General features: G+C 63.5%; 20 protein-coding genes. 8 read left to right on the top strand and 12 right to left on the bottom strand.

The genetic code is table 11. The annotated features are described in order from the left end of the window. Positions 1-161 precede the first annotated feature (161 nt). From NKI99_RS08135 to NKI99_RS08115, 5 genes are all read right to left on the bottom strand, one after another. Positions 162-2072: an AAA family ATPase gene (locus tag NKI99_RS08135; RefSeq protein WP_352610500.1), complete on the bottom strand. Its 1911-nt coding sequence runs from the start codon at positions 2070-2072 to the stop codon at positions 162-164. Between the two features lie 24 nt (positions 2073-2096). Beyond that, positions 2097-3242: a hypothetical protein gene (locus NKI99_RS08130; protein WP_352610498.1), complete on the bottom strand. Its 1146-nt coding sequence runs from the start codon at positions 3240-3242 to the stop codon at positions 2097-2099. A gap of 31 nt (positions 3243-3273) precedes the next feature. Further along, positions 3274-4362, bottom strand: a complete 1089-nt coding sequence (locus NKI99_RS08125) for a hypothetical protein (RefSeq protein WP_352610497.1) — start codon at positions 4360-4362, stop codon at positions 3274-3276. Positions 4363-4673: 311 nt separating this feature from the next. Further along, entirely contained in the window at positions 4674-5063 is a 390-nt protein-coding gene (locus NKI99_RS08120; RefSeq protein WP_352610496.1) for a c-type cytochrome, read from the bottom strand. A 94-nt stretch (positions 5064-5157) separates the two neighbouring features. Further along, positions 5158-6015: a LysR substrate-binding domain-containing protein gene (locus tag NKI99_RS08115; protein ID WP_128303730.1), complete on the bottom strand. Its 858-nt coding sequence runs from the start codon at positions 6013-6015 to the stop codon at positions 5158-5160. A 101-nt stretch (positions 6016-6116) separates the two neighbouring features. Between NKI99_RS08115 and NKI99_RS08110 the strand changes: the two genes are divergently transcribed. Further along, on the top strand, positions 6117-7013 hold the full coding sequence (locus NKI99_RS08110; RefSeq protein ID WP_128303731.1) for a DMT family transporter: 897 nt from the start codon (positions 6117-6119) through the stop codon (positions 7011-7013). Positions 7014-7083: 70 nt separating this feature from the next. On the opposite strand, the gene NKI99_RS08105 is transcribed toward NKI99_RS08110, so the two are convergent. After that, positions 7084-7695, bottom strand: a complete 612-nt coding sequence (locus NKI99_RS08105; protein ID WP_023809864.1) for a thymidine kinase — start codon at positions 7693-7695, stop codon at positions 7084-7086. 258 nt (positions 7696-7953) lie between these two features. Here NKI99_RS08105 and NKI99_RS08100 point away from each other — a divergent pair, with 258 nt between their 5' ends. The 3 genes from NKI99_RS08100 (at position 7954) to choV (ending at position 11045) form a co-directional block, all read left to right on the top strand. Next, a complete protein-coding gene (locus NKI99_RS08100; protein WP_023809863.1) occupies positions 7954-8889 on the top strand; it encodes a choline ABC transporter substrate-binding protein in 936 nt (311 codons plus the stop codon). Positions 8890-9012: 123 nt separating this feature from the next. After that, entirely contained in the window at positions 9013-9867 is an 855-nt protein-coding gene (gene choW / locus NKI99_RS08095) for a choline ABC transporter permease subunit (RefSeq protein WP_127266555.1), read from the top strand. Next, positions 9864-11045, top strand: a complete 1182-nt coding sequence (choV, locus tag NKI99_RS08090; protein WP_023809861.1) for a choline ABC transporter ATP-binding protein — start codon at positions 9864-9866, stop codon at positions 11043-11045. The genes choW and choV overlap by 4 nt, the downstream gene beginning before the upstream one ends. A gap of 51 nt (positions 11046-11096) precedes the next feature. Here choV and NKI99_RS08085 read toward each other — a convergent pair whose 3' ends face one another. Both NKI99_RS08085 and NKI99_RS08080 read right to left on the bottom strand, forming a co-directional pair. Then, positions 11097-12503, bottom strand: coding sequence for an ATP-binding protein (locus NKI99_RS08085; protein WP_023809860.1), 1407 nt, complete (start codon positions 12501-12503; stop codon positions 11097-11099). After that, entirely contained in the window at positions 12500-13216 is a 717-nt protein-coding gene (locus NKI99_RS08080; protein ID WP_013529960.1) for a response regulator, read from the bottom strand. Before NKI99_RS08080 ends, NKI99_RS08085 begins: the two co-directional genes overlap by 4 nt. 252 nt (positions 13217-13468) lie before the next feature. On the opposite strand from NKI99_RS08080, the gene NKI99_RS08075 reads away from it, so the two are divergent. The 4 genes from NKI99_RS08075 (at position 13469) to clpS (ending at position 15170) form a co-directional block, all read left to right on the top strand. Continuing rightward, complete coding sequence (locus NKI99_RS08075; protein WP_023809859.1) at positions 13469-13771, top strand: hypothetical protein; 303 nt, start codon at positions 13469-13471, stop codon at positions 13769-13771. A gap of 39 nt (positions 13772-13810) precedes the next feature. Beyond that, a complete protein-coding gene (locus NKI99_RS08070) occupies positions 13811-14044 on the top strand; it encodes a hypothetical protein (RefSeq protein ID WP_013529962.1) in 234 nt (77 codons plus the stop codon). Between the two features lie 215 nt (positions 14045-14259). Continuing rightward, entirely contained in the window at positions 14260-14625 is a 366-nt protein-coding gene (locus NKI99_RS08065) for a hypothetical protein (protein WP_352610495.1), read from the top strand. 239 nt (positions 14626-14864) lie between these two features. Then, positions 14865-15170, top strand: a complete 306-nt coding sequence (gene clpS / locus NKI99_RS08060; protein ID WP_023809857.1) for an ATP-dependent Clp protease adapter ClpS — start codon at positions 14865-14867, stop codon at positions 15168-15170. Positions 15171-15172: 2 nt separating this feature from the next. Here the strand turns inward: clpS and NKI99_RS08055 are convergent, their stop codons facing one another. The 4 genes from NKI99_RS08055 to NKI99_RS08040 are packed head-to-tail and all read right to left on the bottom strand — an operon-like array spanning position 15173 to position 22097. Beyond that, entirely contained in the window at positions 15173-17251 is a 2079-nt protein-coding gene (locus tag NKI99_RS08055; protein WP_352610494.1) for a hypothetical protein, read from the bottom strand. 57 nt (positions 17252-17308) lie between these two features. Next, the gene (locus NKI99_RS08050) at positions 17309-20131 is read right to left on the bottom strand and encodes a DUF4159 domain-containing protein (protein WP_352610493.1); all 2823 of its coding nucleotides are present in this window, start codon (positions 20129-20131) and stop codon (positions 17309-17311) included. Then, positions 20128-21093 carry a DUF58 domain-containing protein gene (locus NKI99_RS08045; RefSeq protein ID WP_023809854.1) on the bottom strand — a complete coding sequence of 322 codons (966 nt, stop codon included), beginning with the start codon at positions 21091-21093 and terminating at the stop codon, positions 20128-20130. The genes NKI99_RS08050 and NKI99_RS08045 overlap by 4 nt, the downstream gene beginning before the upstream one ends. Further along, positions 21093-22097: an AAA family ATPase gene (locus NKI99_RS08040; RefSeq protein ID WP_352440366.1), complete on the bottom strand. Its 1005-nt coding sequence runs from the start codon at positions 22095-22097 to the stop codon at positions 21093-21095. Before NKI99_RS08040 ends, NKI99_RS08045 begins: the two co-directional genes overlap by 1 nt. Between the last annotated feature and the right edge of the window lie 150 nt (positions 22098-22247).

Below are 22247 nucleotides of genomic sequence, written 5' to 3'. Positions count from 1 at the left end.
CCTCTGGCCTGCCGGCAATCTCCCCCTCAAGGGGGGAGATTGGCAGCGTCGTCCGTGTCGCTTCTCCAGATAGGTCGAAGATTGGCAAAAGCGATGGTGAAAGTCGATCTCCCCCCTTGAGGGGGAGATGGCCGGCAGGCCAGAGGGGGGTAGGCGCGCACTCACGCATTCCACAGCCCCTTCTTCTTCATCTCCTCCATCTCGCGCGCGGCCCGTTCGCGCAGGCGGGCGTCGCGCAGCAGCTTTTGTACGGCGGAGTCGTCGGACTTGTCGGAATAGCGGAACTCCGAGTCGGCGTAGCGGTTGATCTCCTGCATGACCATGTCCATCGAAAAGGGGCCGCGCAGTTCCTCGATCATCGCTTTCTTCTCGTCATAACCCTTGCGCATGAAGACTTCCGGCTTCTCGAACCAGTCGTCGGGAAGCTCGATGTCCATGGCGCGCATCTTGATGGCGTCGGTGACGTTTTTGATGGCGCGGCCGGTGAAGCGGGGCTCGGCATCCTTGATCAGGTGCAGATAGGTGCCGATGTCGGCCATCGTTTTCGGCGCGCCGTTCTCCTTCATGTAGCGCTCGTAGACCTTCATCAGCCCGTCTTCTTGCGGCTTCTCGTGCCCCTCATAGGCTTCGGTCACGGCGCGCTGGATTTCCTGCGCGGCGTAGAGATCGTGGTCGCCGAGCGGGATCTTGTGGTTTTTTCCCGCCAGCAGGACAAAAATATCGATGTAGTCGTTGCGGCTCTGCGGCCCGTCGACCAGCCAGCGGGCGCCGGCGCGCTGGCGCAGCGCGTCGTCGACATTTTCGGGATAGTTGGAGAACATGCCGAACGAGCAATTGCCGCGCACCACGGTCGCGGCACCGGCGAAGGCATCCATCAACACGCCGGTGATTTCCTGCTGGCCGGCCGAGGCGCGGTCGTCTGAGCGGCGCGCCGCCACCTGGTCGATGTCGTCGATGGTGCCGAATCCGATGACGCGCGGGTTCAGCACATTGTTGATGAACTGGCGGCAGTTCTGGCCTGATTTGCCCTGATAGGACGAGATCTGGTCGACGCCGAAATTCTCGTAGGCGAAGGGATAGCCGGCGACCTGGCAGTAGCCGTTGACGAGGCCGGCGATCATCTGGATCAGGGTCGTCTTGCCGGTGCCGGGGGCGCCGTCGCCGATGAAGGTGAACAGGAAGCCGCCGAGTTCGACGAACGGATTGAGTTCGCGCTCGAAGTCGTAGGCCATCAGCATCTTGGCGAGCTTGACCGACTGGTATTTGGCGATGTGATTGCCGACGACCTCTTCCGGCTTCTTGAATGTCATCACCAGCGGTTTTGAACGCTTGCCCGGCGCGACGTCGAAACCATCGAGGGTGAAATCGTCGGCATCGATACGGATATGCGCGCTCTCGAACGGGCCGATGCCGTCGAAGCGGCCCTTGCGGGCCAGAAGCCCGTCGATGGCGACGCGGGCGAAGGCACGCGCCCTTGTCATCAGGTCGGCGTCGTCGGACGATCCCGAGATCGCCTTGTCGAGGCCGGCCAGGATCGACTTCACCGCATCCTGCGGCGTGTCGAACAGGAAGTCCGGTTCGGGACTGTCGTTGGGCGCCTCGCCGTCGCTGTCGATCAGCTGGAACAGGTAGGAGGCGAGGCTGAAGGCCGAAATGTAAGCCGAGGCCGACAGAAGCTTCTTGAAGGTAGACGCCTCGTCGCCTTCGAGCGGCGCGCGGGTGTTCTTGGCCTGCAGACTTTCAAGGTCCGAGCCCTCGGCAAAGACGTCCGATATTGCCAGCGCGATCGCCGTGCCGCGCCGGGCGCGAAACAGGAGCGTGTGCTGCGGGATGGTCAGCAGCTGATCATCGGGATGAACGGCGCCGACGGTCTTCGACAGCTCGACCTCGCGCGTGCGGCGCACCGAACCGACCGAGACGGTCGAAACGAAGCGGCGGTTGGTGCCGGCAAGTGCTGTGCCGGAGGAGCTAGACGGGTCCTCCAGCACGACGACACGGGTGATGAAGCTCTGCGCGGTAGCGCGGTGCTTCTCGATGGCGGCTTCCGGGATGGTGGTCAGGCCGGTATCCATGAAGGGTGCTCCGTGGTGTGACGGTCAGACGTCTGAGATGACCTGTCCGTTGGACAGGATGTGAACCTTGTAGCCGGCAAAGATCTTCTGTGCCTCGCCGGCGGCGTAGAGCGCCTGATAGGCCTCGTGCGGGATCAGCGCGTGGTTTTCATAGCTCGACACGCCCTGGCGCGCGGCTTCCAGATCGTCGGTGTTGATGAAGAATTCCTGGGTCGTCTTCTCGCTGGAAAACAGGCCCTTGCGGCCGGGCTTCTCGGCCTTGGAATAGACCTCCTGGATGGTCCAGGTCAGCAGCCAGGCATTTTCGGGCTTGCGCACCTTGGCGAGTACCTCGGTCACCGTCGAATTGTTGTCGGTAATGCCAGCCGAATAGAACGGGCCGAGCACGACGCGGCGCAGCTGCTTGGGGTGCAGCGGCTCGAAATCCTTGTCGAGATTGACCGCGATGGTCGCCGGCGACAGCGTGTAGGCGGAGTTCTTCTCGGTGAAATCGTCGAAACGGTGGGCAAGCTCGGGATTGAGCAGGCCATCGACCGGCAGCGGAATGTCAATCGTCTCGTTCAGCTTGCCGTTTCTATCGACAAGCTGGCGAATCATCGTTTCGGACGAATCCTCCACTGTCACCATGTAGACTAGCGGCAGGTTGGCGCTGCCGTCGAACGTCGCCCAGTGGACGAGATAATAAGGCCGCCCCGTCTTCGGATTGACCGAGACCTTGGCCGTTTGCGCCAAGGTGAACGGGCCGAACGTGTTCTCGCTTTTCACGTCCTCGAGATAAAGCCGCTCGGCTATCGACTTCTGCAGCGCCGCGGGGAATTCCTTGTGGCGCAGGATGAAGTCGGCCATTTCCTCGCGCAACTCGCCGGCGAGCGGAATGTTGGCAAGCCGCGCGTCGGCCTGGCGTCGGTCGTTTTCCAGTTCGAGCAAGTTCTGGAACACCGGAAATCCGCTTTCGGCGCGCGAAATGTGGAATGTGTCCATGAAGCCGAGCCGGTTGCGCCAGCAGGAAAACGACTTGTCGAGCCTGGCGATGTGTTCGGCGACGATCTTGGCGACGATGCCATGCCGGTAGAGCGGCGAGCGATCGTCGCGCATGAACACTTCAAGGCCGCTGAGTGCGGCCGTGATGGCGGAAAAATACCGTGCCGCCGTTTCGTTTTCGGGGGTCATGCCTGTGCGCTCGCGGGCAGTCCTGTCACTCCTAAGACTGCACGTAGTTCGCCGAATTGTGCTTCTTCAGCACCTCGTCGAAGCGGCGGGCAAAGGCATCGTCGGCCAGCTTCTTGCGGCGCTGGATGTCGGCGGTAGCGACCATGTTCTTCTCGTGCATCTCGAGCAGGTCGCCGATGTGCTTTTGCGAAGCAGCACCGATGCCGGCCATGGTTTCCTCGGCGGTGTTGTCGACCTGGCTGCCCAGCGTGTTGATCTTGTGGGCGACGTCCTGCTGGGCGGCGGTCTTCAGCGAATCTTCCAGCGCTTTGTAGAGCACGATGCGCTGCTCGGTATCGATGGTCAGCTTGTTGATCAGCGTCGATTGCGCGGCGATCTGGTTGTTGAGCGAATCGACGAAGGTCTGGAACATCGAGGTGTAACGCTCGAGCGTCTGGCTCTCGGCCAGCAGCTCCTGCTCCTTGGCCTGCTTTTCGTTGTATTCCGTCGCCAGCTTGGAGCGTTCGCCTTCGAGCTGCGTGCGGTCTTTCTGGCTGGTCGAAGCGGCGATCTTGTTTTCGATGTCGAGCAGCATCGGGTTGAGCTCCTCGATGCGCTTCTGCACGGCTTCGAGATTGGTCATGGTGGTCTTGCGGCGCTCGATAACCTGAGACAGGCTGGTTTCCGAGGTCTTGTAGCGTTGGTCGAGAACCTCTTTCTGCGCCTTCAATATGCCGACGATGGTGTCGGATTTGACCAGCAGTTCCTGCAGATTGCCGGCCAGCGACATGTTGCGAACGCGGTCGGTGCGCATGCGCTGCTTGCTCTGGCTGGAGAAGATGCCAATGAATTTTTCCCAGCCGGTGTAGTTCTTCATGCTCTCGAACTCGGCGCCGAAGACGTTGGTGGCGTCCTCCAGCCCGATGATCAGGTCGGCAATGTTGCCTTCCATCACCTTCTGCTGCTTCAGCACATCCTCGATGCGGGCGTTCTCGAGGTTGAAATTTGCGTCGCCGATCTTCTTGTCTGATGTGGCAAGCGTATCAAGCATGGTGCCGGATTGCTCGATCTTGGAGCGCATGTCCTGCACGACCTGCTTGGTCTTGGCAATTTCGGCGTCGAAATTCTGCAATGTCGCCATTGGGGCCTCCCGCTTCGGCATGACGTCGCTGGTCGCGAACAGCGGCGAATATATGTGGGGCATCAGGGGATTGAAAGACGTGAAGATAAGGGCGGCGTGAAAACAAAAAAATTCGTCAGGGTCTTGAAAACCAGTGAAGGCGTGGGCTTAGCGTGATTAGCTTGCCGACCAGCCATAGTTCAGCTGTCATTGAACTTTCATGCTGCAAGGCGAAGGCGCACGGATGCCTTTGTATTGGGCAAACCGCCGAAGCAATCGCGGCCGCGATATGCGAGGAGAAAGCCGGCTTTACAGAGCTGACGAACAGCGGATCAGGGCTTGGGATCGGCCTTCAGATAAGCAATGACGTTGGCGATGTCGTCGTCTTTGGCCAGGCCGGCAAACGCCATCTTGTTGCCGGGCACTTTCAGCTTGGGTGCTCTGAGATACTCGGCGAGATTGGCTTCATCCCAGACCAGGCCGGCGGCGCCGGCACTCTTCATCGCCTCGGAATAGCGGCCAAGAAAACTCTCCGCACTTCCGGCGGTGCGACCAACGACGCCCAGCAGATGCGGACCGACCTTGTCGCGGTCGGTGGCTGCTTCATGGCAGGCCATGCACCGGTTGAAGGCCTTCTTGCCCAGGGCCGGGTCGCCGCCGGCATGGGCCACAAGCGAGCTGGCAAGGAGAAGGATGCTGGCGGACGAAGCGGCTCGAAACATGCTGCCTCCGGAGAGTTCTGGCTGGCGGCCTTATAGTACCGAGGCTTTAACAAACGCTGCATCGCGGCGGGATTGCGGAAGACAGGCCCGCGAGTCAGGCCTGTTGTGCCAGATCGCGGCGCAGGAAATCATTCAGCCGCTCGACCGCCTGGGTCGTCGACAGCGGGTTGCGAAGGATGCCGATTTCGAGGTCCGGCAGCACCGGAAGCCCTTCATTGCCGCCGACGATGCGCAGCGACGGTGGTACGCTGCGCAGGGCGAGGCCAGCCACCGCGAGCCCGGCCTGGACGACGGCGATCAGGCCAAGCAGAGAGGCGCTTGAATAGGTACAGCGATAGGAGCGGTCGGCATCGCCAAGCGCCTGCAGAACATTCATCCTGGCGGCGCAGCCCGGTTCGAACAAGGCGACCGGAAGCGGATCGGTCTCCCAGGCGACATGGTTTGATGAGGCGACCCAGACGAAGCGTTCCAGCCGGATCACCTCAAGCGGCTGCTCCGGCAAGCGGGTGATGATCGCCAGATCCAGCCGCCCCTCCGCCAGCGTCTTCACCAGCGCGGTCGACTGTTCGCAGATCAACTCCACCGTCACCAGGGGATGCTCCGCCGCGAAGCGTGAGAGCACGGGCGGCAGGAGGAAGGCGGCATAATCGTCGGGCACCCCCAAGCGGACGCTGCCTGTTTCCTTAGGCCGGGTGACGCTTGCCCAGGCTTCATCCGACAGTTTCAGCAACCGGCGCGCATAGATCAGGAAATCCTCGCCGATCGCATTGGGAGTGACGGTTCTGGGACCACGCACCAGAAGCTGGTTGCCGACCATCTCCTCCAGCCGCTGCATCTGCATGCTGACCGCCGACTGGCTGCGGCCGACCCTGGGTGCTGCATTGGAAAGGCTGCCGCTCTCGACGACGGCGACAAAGGTTTTCAGCAGATTGAGATCGAGTGGCGCGGCCATGGTGCTATCAGTATATCGAATAGGTCATCACAAATCTATTCGCTTGTTTGAAGGTGGCGCCAGTGACCAGATGGTTGCTGGGATCGCTGGGAAACCACCACATGACGGACGCCTCGACAGCCCGCTTTCCGGCCGCGAGCCTTGCTCTGGCAATGGTGATCGCCGGTACGGTCGGCGCCTTCGCCACGGAATCGGGGCTGCATCCCGTTGCCGTCGTCTTCTGGCGATGTGTGTTCGGCGCGATATTCCTTTTCTTATGGTGCCTGTTGCGCGGCTATCTGCCGGATCGGACGCTGTCGCCGTCTCGGCTTGCCCTTGCAGCACTTGCCGGCGTGTGCATGGTGCTGAGCTGGACGGCCTTCTTCGCCGGCTTCGCCATGACATCGATCGCCACGACGACGATTATCTACCATATCCAGCCGTTCTTCGTGGTCCTGATCGGTGTCGTCTTCCTCAAGGAGCGCATCTCGCTCGACCAACTGCTGTGGATGCTCGGTGCGTTTCTCGGCGTCGTGCTGGCCAGCGGCCTCGTCTTCGCGCACGGCCACGACGATGCCAACTGGGCGCCGGGCATTGCGCTGACGCTGGGCGGCGCAATGCTCTACGCCGTTACAACGATCCTCGCCAAGGGCCTTGGTCAGCAGCGCGCCGAAATTACGGTACTCTGCCAAACACTGGTTGGGGTCGTCATGCTCGCCCCGTTTGCCGGCATCGGCCAACATATTGCGCCTGCGTCATGGGGCTGGCTGCTCGGCATCGGCGTGCTGCACACTGGCATCGCCTACGTGTTGATGAATTCGGCCTTTCCGCGCCTGACGACACCGGTGATCGGCGTCATCACCTTCATCTATCCCGTCGTCGCCATCATCGTCGACTGGGCGATCTATGGGCATCCGCTCGGACCGGCGCAGGCTGCCGGCATGGCGCTGATTGCAGTGGCGACGCTGGGTGTGCGGCTGGGTTGGCGGTTTCCGAAGTGGCGTGTCTCGACCGTATGAGCCCGGTGCAATTCCAAGAAAAGCACATAGCGCTCCCCCTGGGAATTGCTCCAAAAACCAAGAGACAGAGTCAGCCCTTGATAAAGCCGATGAAGTCGTCGGGCGCGGCGCGGCCCATTTCTTCTTCCCAATGACGGCGGCAGAGCGAGACATAGACGTCCTTGCCGATCGCCACCTGCTCGCCCAGGCGCGCCACTTTGCCATCGGGGCCGAGGCGCACGACCATCGTCGCCTTGCGGCCGCAGCGGCAGATTGTACGCACTTCGCGCAAATCGTCGGCGATGGCCAGCAGCGCGCGCGAGCCGGAAAACAGCTTGCCCTGGAAATCGGTGCGCAGGCCGTAGCACATGACCGGGATATTCAGCCGGTCGGCGATGCGGGCGAGCTGCCAGACCTGCTCCTCCTCGAGGAACTGCGCCTCGTCGACGAAGACGCAATGCACTGACGTATGCGCGTGATGATCGGCGACGCGGGTGAACAGATCGTCGCCATCGCGGAACATCTCGGCTTCCGTCTCCAGGCCGATGCGCGACGAGATCAGGCCGGTGTCGCCCTTGCGGTAGTGGCCGGCGACGAACAGCATCGTGCCCATGCCGCGCTCGCGATAATTGTAAGAGGCCTGCAAGAGCATCGTCGTCTTGCCGGCGTTCATAGTCGCGTAGTGGAAGTAAAGCTTGGCCATGCCGCTCTTTTAAGCCGACTTGCCCTGATACGGGGAGGGGCGGTCGCCCGCATTCCCCTGAAAAAGCCCGCCCGTCTTCGAAAAAACCGTCCGGCATGGCAAAAGCGCCTGATGTGTCGCTGATTGGCCAGCCCGCGCCGTTGATCGTGATTGTCTTAATGCTTGAAACCACACCAGAATGGTGTTTGGCTGACGAAACAAGGCGGGCATAGAAACCGTAGCTACGCTTCGCCAAAGAATCACAATGGGAGACTGTCTATGTCGCGTATGAACTCTTTCGTCGCCGGCCTCGGCCTGGCGGCTTTTTTGTCCACCAGCGCTGCCTTTGCCGGCGATCCGGCGAGCTGCAAGGCGGTGCGTCTTTCCGATGTCGGCTGGACCGACATCCAGGCGACGACCGGCGTCGCATCGGTACTGCTCACCGCGCTCGGCTACGAACCGCAGACGATCCAGCTGTCGGTGCCGGTGACCATGGCGTCGCTGAAGAACAAGGATCTTGATGTCTTCCTCGGCAACTGGATGCCGTCGATGACCAACGACATCAAGGACTACACCGCCGACGGTTCGGTCGAGACCATCAGCGAAAACCTCAGTGGCGCCGGCTACGGTATCGTCGTGCCGACCTATGTCGCGGACGCCGGCGTCAAGACGCTGACCGACCTCGGCAAGTTCAAGGACAAGTTCGACGGCAAGATCTACGGCATCGAGGCCGGCAATGATGGTAACCGCATCATCCTCGACATGATCAAGAACCCGAAGGACAATCTCGAAGGCTTCGAGCTGGTCGAATCCTCGGAGGCTGGCATGCTCACGCAGGCCGAGCAGTCGATCAAGAGCAATGAGTGGATCGCGTTCCTCGGTTGGACGCCGCATCCGGTGATGGGTGCCATGAAGATCACCTATCTCGATGGCATGGGCGACAGCGGCTTTGGCGCAGCCACCGTGCATACCAATGTGCGCAAGGGTTACACCACCGAGTGCCCGAATGCCGGCAAATTCATCGCCAACCTGAAGTTCAATCTCGACATGGAAGGCGAGATAATGGACGCGATCCTCAAGGGCGCCGATGCCAATACGGCTGCGACCGACTGGCTCAAGAAGCATCCGGACGCGGTTGCTCCATGGATTGCCGGCGTGACCACTTTCGATGGCGGCGACGCGGCTGCAGCCGTGAAGACTGCGCTCGGAAGCTGAGCAGGTCTTGCGTTCGGCGTGACCGATCAAGAAGGGCAGTCACTTTAGAAGGGGCTGCCCTTTTTCATATCCTGTGACAAGATGACCGTCCGGCAAGGACGGCGACTGTCAAAGAGGGGCAAGATGGATCCGATTTCAAAATTCTTTGTCAGTTACAAGATCCCCATAGGCGAATGGGGCAAAGCGTTCTTCACCTTCCTTACCGACAATTTCAACACCTTCTTCCGCGGTCTCTCCGGCGGTTTGAATTTCCTGCTCGACGGAGTGGTCGACACGCTGCTGCTGGTACCCCCGGTCCTTCTCATCGCGCTGATTGCACTGCTTGCCTATTATCTGCAGCGATCGAGAGGCTTGGCCGTGGCTGTCTTTCTCGGGTTGCTGTTCATCCTTAACCAGAACCTCTGGAAGCAGACGGTAGAGACGCTGGTGCTGGTGGTTGCCGCCGCCGCCGCCTCGATGGCCATCGGTGTGCCACTCGGTATCTGGGCGGCGCACAAGCCGAAGGTCTATCGCGTCATGCTGCCGGTGCTCGATTTGATGCAGACGCTGCCGACCTTCGTCTACCTGATCCCGGTGCTGACGCTGTTCGGCCTCGGCAATGCGCCCGGCCTCATCGTCACGATCATCTTCGTCATCCCGACCGCGGTTCGTCTCACGCATCTCGGCGTCGTCTCGGTGCCGAAGTCGATCGTCGAGGCCGGCGAGGCGTTCGGCGCCACCAAGAGCCAGTTGCTGTGGAAGGTGGAGCTGCCCTCGGCGCTGCCTACCATCATGGCCGGTCTGACGCAGTGCATCATGCTGTCGCTGTCGATGGTGGTGTTTGCCGCACTGATCGGCGCCGGCGGCCTCGGCACCGAAATCAACCGGGCGCTGGGTTCGCGCAAGATCGACCTCGGGCTTGAGGCGGGCCTCGCTATCGTCGTTTTGGCCATCGTGCTCGACCGGATGACCCGCATCGCCGTTGGAGGCAAGAAATGACCGTCGCCGTCGATTTCCGGAACGTCGATATCGTCTTCGGCGCCGACCAGGCCGGATCGCTGAAGATGGTCGACGCCGGAGCCAGCCGCGCCGAGATCCTCGACAAGACCGGCAATGTACTGGGTTGCGCCGGCGCCAGCCTGACCGTGAACGAGGGCGAAATCTCCGTGCTGATGGGTCTCTCCGGTTCGGGCAAGTCGACATTGCTGCGGGCGGTCAACCGGCTCAACGTGGTGTCGCGCGGCCAGGTGCTGGTCAAGGATGGCGACAAGACCGTCGACGTCGTCACCTGCGACGAGGCGACCCTGCGGCGCCTGCGCCAGAAACAGGTGGCGATGGTGTTCCAGCAGTTCGGCCTTTTGCCCTGGCGTACGGTGGAGGAGAATGTCGGTCTCGGCCTCGAACTCGCCGGCGTACCGGAAGCCGAGCGCAAGGAGCGCGTGCAACGCCAGCTCAAGCTGGTCAATCTCGACCAGTGGTCGAAGAAATACGCGCATGAGCTGTCGGGCGGCATGCAGCAGCGCGTCGGCTTGGCGCGGGCCTTCGCCACCGAGGCGCCGATCCTGCTGATGGACGAGCCGTTCTCGGCGCTCGACCCGCTGATCCGCACCAAGCTGCAGGACGAATTGCTGCAACTGCAGGCCGAGTTGAAGAAGACCATCATCTTCGTCAGCCACGACCTCGAGGAGGCGCTGAAGATTGGCTCCCACATCACCATCATGGAGGGTGGGCGCATCGTGCAAACCGGCGCGCCGGAGGACATCGTGCTGCGGCCTGCCAACGACTATGTCCGCGACTTCATCGCCAATGTGAACCCGCTGTCGGTGCTGACCGCCTGGAACGTGATGCGCGACCGTCGCGATCTGGAGCACGGCAAGGACGGCTGGGTGTGGCTCGACCGCCGCAAGACGACGCGCTTCAAGATCGACGATCACGGGCTGGTGGCGGCGGCCGAACGCGACGGCAAGCCGGCGGTGTGGGTGTCGTGCGCCGACGTCGAAGGCCAGCCCGAGGAAGTAGCGCAGGTGTTCTGGGCCAATCCGGGCACCTCGCTGAAAACCGTCATGCTGGCCATGCACCGCTCGCAGACAGCACCCGTGGCGCTGTTCGACGACCAGTCGCGCTTCGTCGGCGCCATCGGCATCCGCGATGTGCTGAGCGCGGTGCTGCGGCGGTAACGCCAAATTCGTGGACGCCGCCGCGGGCAGCGGAGGCTGCTTGAATGCTTTTTATGCCGCCAGCGGCAGGCGCAGTTGCGTCAGCAGGCCACCGCCCGGGTTGTTGGACAGGCGGATCTCGCCACCTGCGGCGCGCGCGATGTTGCGGGCAATGGTCAGGCCGAGGCCCAGACCGCCGGTCTGGCGGTTGCGCGATTGTTCGAGGCGCACGAACGAGCCGAACACGGCGTCGATCTGTGCCTGCGGTATCCCGGGCCCTTCATCGCGGATGGTGAGCAGGATCATGTCTTCCGACCGGCGCAGCGAAAGATGCGCCTTCTTGCCGTAGGTGACCGCGTTCTGCACCAGATTGGTGACGCAGCGCTTGAGCGCGACCGGCCGCGCCATGCAGATCAGCCCGCGCGAACGGGTCTCGTCGTCGAACGACACGTCGTCATAGCCGTCGGCGATCGATTCCACGAGCGACCAGAAATCGATGCGTTCGTTCTTTTCCTCGGTCACTTCGAAGGTGGCGAAGTCGATCACCGAGCTGGCGATGCCCTCGACGTCGGCGAGGTCGTGCGCCAGCGCCTCGCGGACCGCCGATTTGCGCAACAGCTCCAGGCGCAGGCGCATCCTGGTCATCGGCGTGCGCAGATCATGCGCCAATGCCGCCGCCAGATGTTCGCGGTCCTCGACATATTCGCGCAACCTCGCCTGCATGGCGTTGATCGCCTTGGCGGCGGCACGGACCTCGCGGCTGCCGCTCTCGGCGATCGGTGGGCTCTTCAGATCCTTGCCGATCCGGTTCACGGCGGTTTCCATCATCCGGTAGGGCGCCGTCAGCCGGCGCAGCGACCAGATCGACATGATCACCACCAGCCCTGCGATCAGCGAATAAAGCGGCAGGCTGTCGAAGCTCAGGATCGGGCCGACGGGCGTGATCGGTTCGGTGAAGTTCAGCCATTGGCCGTCGGCGAAGCGCAGCGAGGCCGTCAGCTTGTCGCTCTGGGCGAAGTCGGCGGCCAGCACCAGAAGGTCACGCTCGACCTGTCCGATGTCGGGTCCCGGCGCCGTGCCGTCCGCGTCATCGGCCTCGCGCGTCGCCGGATCGCGGCGCACGCGTGCATCGGTGATGCCGAATTTCGACAGCCGGCCGACGAGGATGTCTTCGAGTTCGGCCAGTTCGTCGTCGCCGGCGATCGACGAAGTGACCGCCGGCGTGTCCGAAACGGTGAGCGCGTAAGTGGAGTTGAAGAGGCCGGTCGCCGTCGCCTTGCGCTCGTCCGGACTGGCGTCATGCATGAGCTGAACCAGCGAGAAGGCACGGTCGTTGAGCCGGTAGAGGTCGACGACGCCGTTGGCGGCGGCGCGGTCGCGCGACACGATATAGAGGGTCGCGACCTGGCTGATCAGCAGGCCGGCAATGACGATCAGCAGCACCCAGACAGGCAAGGTCTGCGGCAGGAAACGTCTCATTCGGAGGTCGTCTCGGGCAGGAACTGGTAGCCGCCGCTGCGTACGGTCAGGATCAGCTTGGGCGTCTTCGGGTCATCCTCCATCTTGCGTCGCAGCCGGCTGACCAGGATGTCGATGCTGCGGTCGAAGGAATAGTCGCTGTCGCCGCCGGACAGCTCGATGAGCTGGTCGCGGGTCAGCACGCGCTGCGCGCTCTTGACGAAGGTCTGCAGCAGATTGAATTCGGCCATGGTCAGTTCGACCCTGACATCGTCGGGTGCGATCAGCCGGCGCCGAGCACAATCCATCGTCCAGCCGGCGAAGCGGTAGATCTGCTTGGTGGTGGCGCGCTTCGGCTCGGCGGCGCCATTGCGCCTGAGCACGGCGCGGATACGCGCCAAAAGCTCGCGCGGGTCGAAGGGTTTGGGCACATAGTCGTCGGCGCCCATTTCCAGGCCGACGACGCGGTCGGTCGTCTCGGTGACGGCGGTCAGCATGATGATCGGCGTCGAATACTGGGCGCGCAGGTCGCGGCACAGCTCCAGCCCGCTCTTGCCGGGCAGCATCACGTCGAGGACGATGAGGTCCACCTGGACGCGCCGCAGGATGGTCTCCATCTCGATGCCGTCGGCGGCAACCGAGGTGTGCAGGCCCCGCTTCTGGAAGAATTCCTGCAGCAGGTCGCGGATACCCTTGTCGTCGTCGACGATCAGTATGTGTGCGTCGGATTTCACAGCAGCCCTGTCATTGTTGCCAAGCCCTTCTGTCTTTGATTGCCAAGCCCTTCTGTCGCAACCCACACGATAGAATTCAGGCCATATGTTGGCCAGTGGCTATGACGGGTTCACACCGGCTTTCTCAGACACAATCCAGAAACAAAATTCTACAGTTCAGAAAAACTCCTGAAAAATTTCAAGGGCATAACTGATCTCGTGGCGGTCAGGTCATCGGCTGCGACGCTAGTCTCCGGGTTTACGGATAAACCGATGCCAAGGTTGTCGATCAGTTTGTTGGGTGCGTTGCTGGGCTTCTGCCTGGTCACTGCCGCTGTCGGACAATCGGACGCAAAGGTGACGCTCACAACCCGGAGCGAACGGTGCGCCAATCTTAGCCACCAATTTGATGAAGCCCTCGAAACCCATGCCACGGCAACGCAGGTCACCGCGGCAAAGGCACTTCAGAGAAAGGGCAACCGGTACTGCGCCGCCAAGAAACAGGCGCAGGGCATCCGGATGCTCGCCAGTGCTTTGAAGCTGCTTGGAGTGACGCCGAACGACCCGGTTCAGTAACACTCCGAAACTTGACCCGCATAAAAAGGAAACGAAGCCATGAAAAAGTCCATCCTCTCCGCAACCGGTCTCGCCGTCGCTCTCGCCTTCGCGATGCCGGCTCTCGGCAACGCCGCCGCCACCACGACCGCTGCTCCGGCTGCTTCGACGACCACTGCTCCGGCGACTGCCGCTCCGGCCAAGGCTGCTCCGAAGAAGGTCGTCAAGAAGACCGTCAAGAAGCACAAGAAGGCTGCCGAGAAGGCCGTCAAGAAGGACGCCCCCAAGACGTAATAAGGTCCGGCACAAAATGCCGGTCTGTTGACCAAGGCCGCTCCAGCTGGTTTCGGCTGGAGCGGCCTTCTTCCTGTCCGAACCGCTGAAGCCCTGACATTGGCGATGAAGCGGGTCGATGGTTCAACCGATCTTTGGCGAAGTCTGGCACCGGCAGCTTCCGCCTCGACTGACACTTAACCCGTTTGCAACGCCGGCCGTGTAGGACAATCCGCATGAAGAAGCGGCTTTCGTCCATTTTGCGCTCGATGGTGATCGGCGGCCTGGTTGCCACCGGCGTCGCCAGGGTGCTGATCCTGTTCACCGCCAGCCCGGTGCCCGATCCGGCCAGCGGACGCACCGAGCCTTCGCTATTCGCGCCGGCGATTTCCACCAACTGGGACTACATCACGCCGGCACAGACCTGGCTGCTGGTCGTGCTGACCGGCGCGACGCTGATCTGCGTCGCCGCATGGCCGATCGCGACCTGGCTGGAACGCCGGGCGGATGCCGGTGGAAACCGCTTTCGGTCCGATATGCCGTCGGCCACGGCCGCTCGGCAGATTCCGAGCCGCCGCATGTTCGGCCGTCAGGACCGTTGAACGGCAACCGACACTTTCCCACATAGTTGCGAATGGCCGCGCCCGCGGACATCGGCTTTGCGCGTCGCTCGAAATAGACGGCCGCTTTCGCTGGTGCCAGAATGGCGGCAAGGTTGCTACGCCAGAGCAATTCACCGTTTCGCGGAAACGGCGAACTGTTCTGATCTTTTGTCTTGACGCAATTCCGGGCGGAAAACCGTTTTACACTTTTCCTGGAATTGCTCTAACGGTCGGTTCCGATGCCTGAAATCACCACAAAACCGCGCGTCCAGGTCAAGCCGCAGGTCGAACGGCCAAAGCTCTACAAGGTCATCCTCATCAATGACGATTTCACGCCGCGCGAATTCGTGGTGACGGTGCTGAAGGGCGAGTTCAAGCTCAGCGAAGACCAGGCGCACCGGGTGATGATCACCGCGCATCGGCGTGGCGTCTGCGTCGTCGCCGTGTTCACCAGGGATGTCGCCGAGACCAAGGCGACGCGTGCCACCGATGCCGGCAAGGCCAAGGGCTATCCGCTGATGTTCACGACGGAGCCGGAAGAGTAGCCCTACCGTCCTTCGCGGTACCACATCGAACCCATTGCCAGAAGCAGCAGGCCGAGGCCGAGGAAGCCGCCGAACAGCGGCACGCGCGAGACGGCCTTGAGCACGCTGTCGTCCGTGGTGCGCAGTCCGATCCAGTCGTTGCCGGACGCGGCACCAGCCGAGCGCACCGGCACGATGGAGGGCAGCGTCACGTCGCTGCCAAGGGCTGTGGACGACGCCAGCCGGCGCACGCTGCCGCCGGTGGCTTCTGCCGGCGCCTTCAGCCGGCTTTCGGTGGAAATGACGTCGGCGAATTCCGGTGCGTTGACCGGCCCGACATGGGCGAGCGCGGTCAGGTCGCCATTGGCGACCTGATAGAGGCCGATCTCGCTGGTCTCGACGCTGCCGAGGAAGACGCCGGGCTCGGATTTCTCGAGCTTGACGGTCAAGGTCTTGCCGGACGGGGTGATGATCTGCGCGGGGCCGGGATCGTCGGCCATCGTCTGGCGGCGGATTTCCAGCACCATGCCGCGGCCGTCGGCGGTCAGCCGCTCTTCCTCGAGTTCAGGCTCCTTCATCAGCCAGTGGGCGATGCGCCGGTAGAGCTGGACATGCGGGCCGCCGCCCTCGAAGCCGCGCGCCCACAGCCAGCCCTGATCGGACAGCAGCATGCCGACGCGGCCTTCGCCCTTGCGGTCGAGCAACAGCAGCGGCCGGTTGTCGGCGCCCTTCATCACCACTGCGCCTTCGGGATTCTGCACGCCGATGGTGCGGAACCAGCGGCTCCAGTGCGGCGGCTCGGTAGCAGAGCCATCCAGCCCACGCGTCACCGGATGGCGCTGGCCGAGTTCGGTGAGGCGCGGATAGAAGGCCTTGTCGACCACCTCGCCGGTCGGCATCGCCGGCAGGGCGGACATCAGCGGCGTGCGCGCGATCGAGCTTTCGCCGGCATATTCGGGGCCGGCCGCGATCAGCAGCGCGCCGCCCTTTTCGACATATTCGGAGATGTAGTCGTAATAGAGGATCGGCAGCACGTCGCGGTGCTGGTAGCGGTCGAAAATGATGAGGTCGAAATCCTTGATCTTCTCGACGAACAGCTCGCGGGTCGGGAAGGCGATAAGCGACAATTCGTTGATCGGCGTGCCGTCCTGCTTTTCCGGCGGCCGCAGAATGGTGAAGTGGACGAGATCGACCGAGGCATCGGATTTCAGCAGATTGCGCCAGGTGCGCTCGCCGGCATGCGGCTCGCCGGAGACGAGCAGGACGCGCAGGTTCTCGCGGATGCCGTCGATCAGCGCGATGGCGCGGTTGTTGGTGTCGGTCAGTTCGCCCGGTTCGCGGTCGATGGCGAGTTCGACGATGTTGCGCCCGGCACCCGGAATGGTCACCTGCAGCGGCATCGCCTGGCCAACGGTGGCGTGCTCGACCGCGACCTGTTCGCCATTGACCGAGACGCGCACATCGACCGGGCCGGTCTCGTTTTCGGTCGAGATGACGCGGTAGGTCATGTCGAGCGGCTTGCCGACAAGGCCGAAGCGCGGCGCGTTCTCGAAGCGGATGCGGCGGTCCTTTTCGTGGTCGTTGCCGGTGATCAGGGCATGCAGCGGGGCGTTGAAATCGGGCGCGCCCGGGGGGGCGTCATGGACCTCGCCGTCGGTGATCATGATGGCGCCGCCGATGCGTGACGGCGGCACGTCGCGGAAGGCGCCTTCCAGCGCACCGAACAGCCGTGTCTCGGTGCGCTCCTCGGCGGCCTCGGATTTACCCGCCTCGACGAGGCGCACGTCGAACTGCTTGAAGCGGCCAAGCCGCTGCTGCAGCCCCGCCAGCGCTTCGTCGGTCTGTTTGGTGCGGTCGCCGATATCCTGGCTCTGGCTGCGGTCGACAATGAGAGCAACGACGCTTTTCAGCGGCTCACGCTCCTCGTTGAGGAACACCGGGTTGAACAAAGCGGCGGCGAGCGCCAGAAGGGCGATGAAGCGGAAGACCGAACCGCGCTGGCGAAACCACAGGCCGACCAGCGCAAGCAGCGCCAGCGGCACCAGCGCCAAGGCCAGCAGTGGCCAGGAGATCAGCGGTTCGAAGGAGATCGACCAATTCATTCCTTACCCTCCCATCTGGGAGGGTCGATCCGCGGAGGTGCAATAAAAGACATCATCTTACTGCCCCAGCCGTTCGAGCAGTATGGGCACGTGCACCTGGTCGGATTTGTAGTTGCCGGTCAGCATGTACATCATGATGTTGACGCCGGCGCGCAGCGCGTAAATGCGCTGCATCGGGTCTGCCGGCACGGTCGGAAGCAGCGGATCGCCGTTCTCGTCGACCGCCCAGGCGCCGGCGAAATCATTGGCGGTGATCATGATCGGCGAGACGCCATCGCCGGTACGCACCGGCCGGTTCTCGGCGTTGCTGGCGTCGAGCGAGGCCTCGACCCAGAGCGGGCTGCCGGCGAAGCGGCCGGGGAATTCGGGCAGGATGAAGAAGGATTTGGTCAGCACGTGGTCGGACGGTACCGGTTCCAGCGGCGGCACGTTGAGGTTGCCGAGGATGTCGCGCAGCCGCTCCGTCGCTGGGCTGGTCGAATCGGCGCCGATGCCGTTGGCGAACTGGTCGCGGGTGTCGAACAGCACCGTGCCGCCCTGCTGCATATAGGCGTCGATGCGGGCGATGGCGGCCTGGCTGGGCATCGGGGCGGCCGGATCGATCGGCCAGTAGATCAGCGGATAGAACGACAGCTCGTCCCTCGATATGTCGACGCCGGCCGGCTCGCCCGGTTCTAGTGCCGTCTTTTCGACCAGGAAGCGGGTCAGGCCCTCGAGCCCGGCGCGGCTGATCGAATCGTCACCCGGCACGCCGGTCAGCACATAGGCGATGCGGGTCTTCGAAATCGCCTCGATGGCCACCTCGTCTCCCGGCGTGGCGTCGTCGGCGCGGGCAAGGTCGGCATGACCGAACAGGCTACCCAGCGCAATAAGGACCGCGGCGGTGGTTGCCACGGCACCGGCGCGACGCGGCCGGCGTGAAAACAGGCCGCCCATCCAGAACACCGCCAGCGTATCAAGCAGCATCAGCACCAGGGCGGCCGCGACCAGCGCGCCTTTCAAATTGCGCGATTCGTCAAAGGCATACTGGATCGAGGTGATGGGAACAGTGATTTGCGGGCGCGCCAGCGGAGCCAGCGTGCTGTCGGCTTCAAGCAGATTATGGGCAAATACACCTGTCTCGGAACCATAGAGACCGGGCGGGTTTTCAAAAGTCACCGGCAGCGCGCCGGCGCCCGGTACAAGCGGCCGCGCGTCCGGCGTCGGCGGCACCAGCGAGCCGTCGGCTGCAATCATGCGATAGGGCGCCAGCGACGCCGCGGCGGCTTCGGCATTGGCGATGGCCGCGCCCTGGTTGCGCGACAGCTGCACGATGCGGCGCAGCATCTCGACGAAGCTGCCAGAGATCGGCAGGTTCGACCAGGTTGCCTCAGGGGTGACGTGGAACAGCACCAGCGTGCCCTTGCCTTTCTTCAGTCCGGTGACCAACGGCGTGCCGTCGGCAAGGGCCGCCCAGGTGCGCTCGACGATATCGGGTGTCGGCTCGGCCAGCACCTGCCTGCTGACGGTGACCTCGGTCGGGGGCGCCAGATCGGCGAACGGGCCGGCCTTGGGGAATTCGGTGACAGGCTGCGGCGACGTCCATGATAGCGCGCCGCCGAGCGAACGCTCGCCGGTGCGAAGGCGGACCGGCAGCAGATCGTCGTCATCGCCCGCAGTAGCCAGCCGCGAACCGGCGAAACGCACCAGCGTGCCGCCATTGTCGACCCAATCGACAAGCCTCTGCCGGACTTGTCCGGGAATGGTGCCGATATCTGCCATGACGATCATCGCGGGCTTCTGGTCGAGGATCTGCGGGATGGCGTCGGCAAGATCGGCGCTGGAGGGTTCGACCAGATCGGCGAATGGCTGCAGCGCCCGCCTGATGTAGTAGAGCGGCGACAAAAGCGGCTGTGCCTGGTCGGCCTCGGCCTGCGACAATAGACCGACGCGCCGCCGCTTGGAGCTTTCGTCGAGCACGCGGACCGCACCGGCCTGCCGCTCGCCGTCGAGCGCGATGGATGCGAAGTCGTTGCGCAGCTCGAACGGCACCGCCATGGTGCCGGTGGCGGTGGTTTCGCCAGGCGAAAAGGTCAGCGTAGCATCGGCGATGCGGCGGCCCTTGTCATCGAAGGCGCCGGCGGTGACCTGAGCCGGGGCAGGGTCGCCCGGCGCGCGGATGGCGGTCAGTGCAAAGCCGTCGACCTGGTTGTCGGCGGTGGTCAGGCCGGTCAGCGACAGCCTGTCTGCGGTTGCCCAGACGACACGGGTGGCATTTTTCGACAAAAGTGTGTTGAAGGCGGCTTCATCGCCTTTTGCCGCCAGGCCGTCGGCAAGCACGGCGACACTGGCCCCGGGCAAGGTCTCCAGCACGCCGGCGACGCGGGCATAGACGGCGGGCCGGTCGGTCGGGATCGGCCGCGGCTTGGCGGCGCGCAGCCGGTCAAGGGCGGTGGCGGCATCGAACGGCCCGATCTCGGCATTGGCCTTTTCGGCGGTGAAGGCGATGACGACCGGCACGCCGTTGGAGCCGGCGTCGTTGATCAGCCGCTCGGCGGTGGCGACGCGTTTGCCCCAGTCGGCGGCACTTGCCCAGTCATTGTCGATGACGAGCGCAAGCGCTGCACCCTCGGCCGGCAGCTTTTCGCGCGGATTGAAGACCGGGTCGGCCAATGCGGCGACGATGAGGGCCGCCATCAAGAGCCTGAGCAGCGTCAGCCACCACGGACTCTGCTGCGGCGTCTCCTCGCGCTTCAGCACGCGGGCCAGGATCTTCAGCGGCGGGAAGATTTCGGTCTGCGGCTTGGGCGGCGTCAGCCTGAGCAGCCACCAGATCACCGGCAGTGCCAGGAGGCCCCACAGCACCATGGGGGCGCCAAAGGAAAGCGGCAGCCAACTCATGCGACAGCCTTTCCTGGCCGATCGCCACCGGCGATCGTGCCGGCACGACCGTCAGCGGTCGGCCTGACCGAGGGGCCATCAGTGGTCATCGCCATGTGCAGCCGCACCAGCGCGTCGGAAGCCAGCCGATCGGTGTGGTTGACGGTAAAGCTCCAGCCAAGCCGTTTGCACCAGGCTGCCAGTTCGTGGCGTCGGGCGGCGTAGAGCAGGCGATACTCATCCCCCAGCATTTCGGCGCGGCCGGCGGTCAGCTTGTCGCCGGTCTCGGGATCGGTGAACTCGGTTCGGCCAGCATAGGGGAAGGTCTCCTCGGCCGGGTCGGCGACCTCGATCAGGTGGGCACGTACGCCGTGGCGGGCCAGCACGTCGAGCCAGGCCATCGTCTCTTCGACGGGATCGAGGAAATCGCTGACGATGACGATGTCGCAGAAGCGCCTGATATCGGACAAATCGGGTTTTGCCGGCAAATCGCCGGCATGCATCAACTGGGCGGCGATGCGTTCGGCGCCGTTGCGGGCGGTGAACGGATCGGTGAGGCCCGGCCAGGCGATGCGCTCGCCGCTGCGCGACAACAGCTCGGCCATGGCCAGCGCCAGCACCAGCGCGCGCGATTGCTTGGAAACGCTGGCGCCGGTCGATTTGTAGAGCATCGACGGCGAGGGGTCGGCCCACAGCCAAACGGTATGGGCGGCTTCCCATTCGCGGTCGCGCACATAGGTGTGGTCGTCGCGGGCCGAGCGGCGCCAGTCGATGCGCGAGGAATCGCCCTCGACATAGGGCCGGAACTGCCAGAAATTCTCACCGATGCCGCGTTTGCGGCGGCCATGCCAGCCGGCGATCACGGTGTTGACGATGCGCCGCGCCTCAACCAGCAGGTCTGGCACAAGCGAGGCCCGCAACCGGCCACGGGCGAGCGCGTCACGCGTCGCTGCCGGAGCCTGGACCTCGCCGATGCGCGGCATCAAATCCCTTTCACGAGTTTCGCCACCACGTCACGCACGCTGGTGCCTTCGGCGCGGGCGGCGAAGGTCAGCGCCATGCGATGCTGCAGCACCGGCTCGGCCAGCGCACGCACGTCGTCGACCGAGGGCGCCAGCCGTCCGTCGTAAAGCGCGCGCGCCCTTGTGCACAGCATCAGCGCCTGGCTGGCGCGAGGGCCGGGGCCCCACGCGACGTTCTTGTCGGTTTCGGCGTTGCCTTGGCCGGGACGCGCCGAGCGCACCAGCGTCAGGATCGCTTCGACGACGCTTTCCGGCACCGGCATGCGGCGGATCAGCGTCTGGATCTCCTTCAGCCGCACCGGCTGCAGCACGTTTTGCGCTTTCGCGTCCTCGATGCCGGTGGTTTCCAGAAGGATGCGGCGCTCTGCCTCGATTTCGGGATAGAGGATATCCACCTGCATCAGGAAGCGGTCAAGCTGGGCCTCGGGCAACGGATAGGTGCCTTCCTGCTCCAGCGGGTTCTGGGTTGCCAGCACATGGAAGGGGGCCGGCAGGTCATGGCGGGCGCCGGCAATGGTGACGTGGTATTCCTGCATGGCCTGCAGCAGCGCCGACTGGGTGCGCGGCGAGGCGCGGTTGATCTCGTCGGCCATCAGCAACTGGGCGAAGATCGGCCCGGGAATGAAGCGGAAGGAGCGTTTGCCGGTCTCGTCCTGCTCCATCACTTCGGAGCCGAGGATATCGGACGGCATCAGGTCCGGCGTGAACTGGATGCGACGCGAATCGAGGCCGAGCACGATGCCAAGTGTTTCGACCAGCTTGGTCTTGGCGAGGCCCGGCACGCCGACCAAAAGCGCATGTCCACCGGCCAGCAGCGCCACCAGCGTACGCTCGACGACGCTTTCCTGTCCGAAGATGACCCGGCCGACCCCGTCGCGGATCCGGGAGATGTCGGCAAGCGCCTTTTCGGCCTCGGCGATCATGTCCTTTTCGCTGATCGGGCTTTCCTTGACCATCACGCTCATGCCGCATCGATCCTTGTGGTTGGAATACCATGGCTGGAACAACGGCTGCACCATACCATAAGTTGCCGCGATTCGGCCTCGCGTGGCGCCTATGTCGAAACTTAAATCACAGACTTAGGCTGACAAGCGGAACAACAGTGACTATTTCGT

This window comes from Mesorhizobium sp. M0239 (assembly GCF_040321815.1).
Lineage (GTDB): Bacteria > Pseudomonadota > Alphaproteobacteria > Rhizobiales > Rhizobiaceae > Mesorhizobium.
This window is presented reverse-complemented; position numbering and strand designations above follow the sequence as displayed.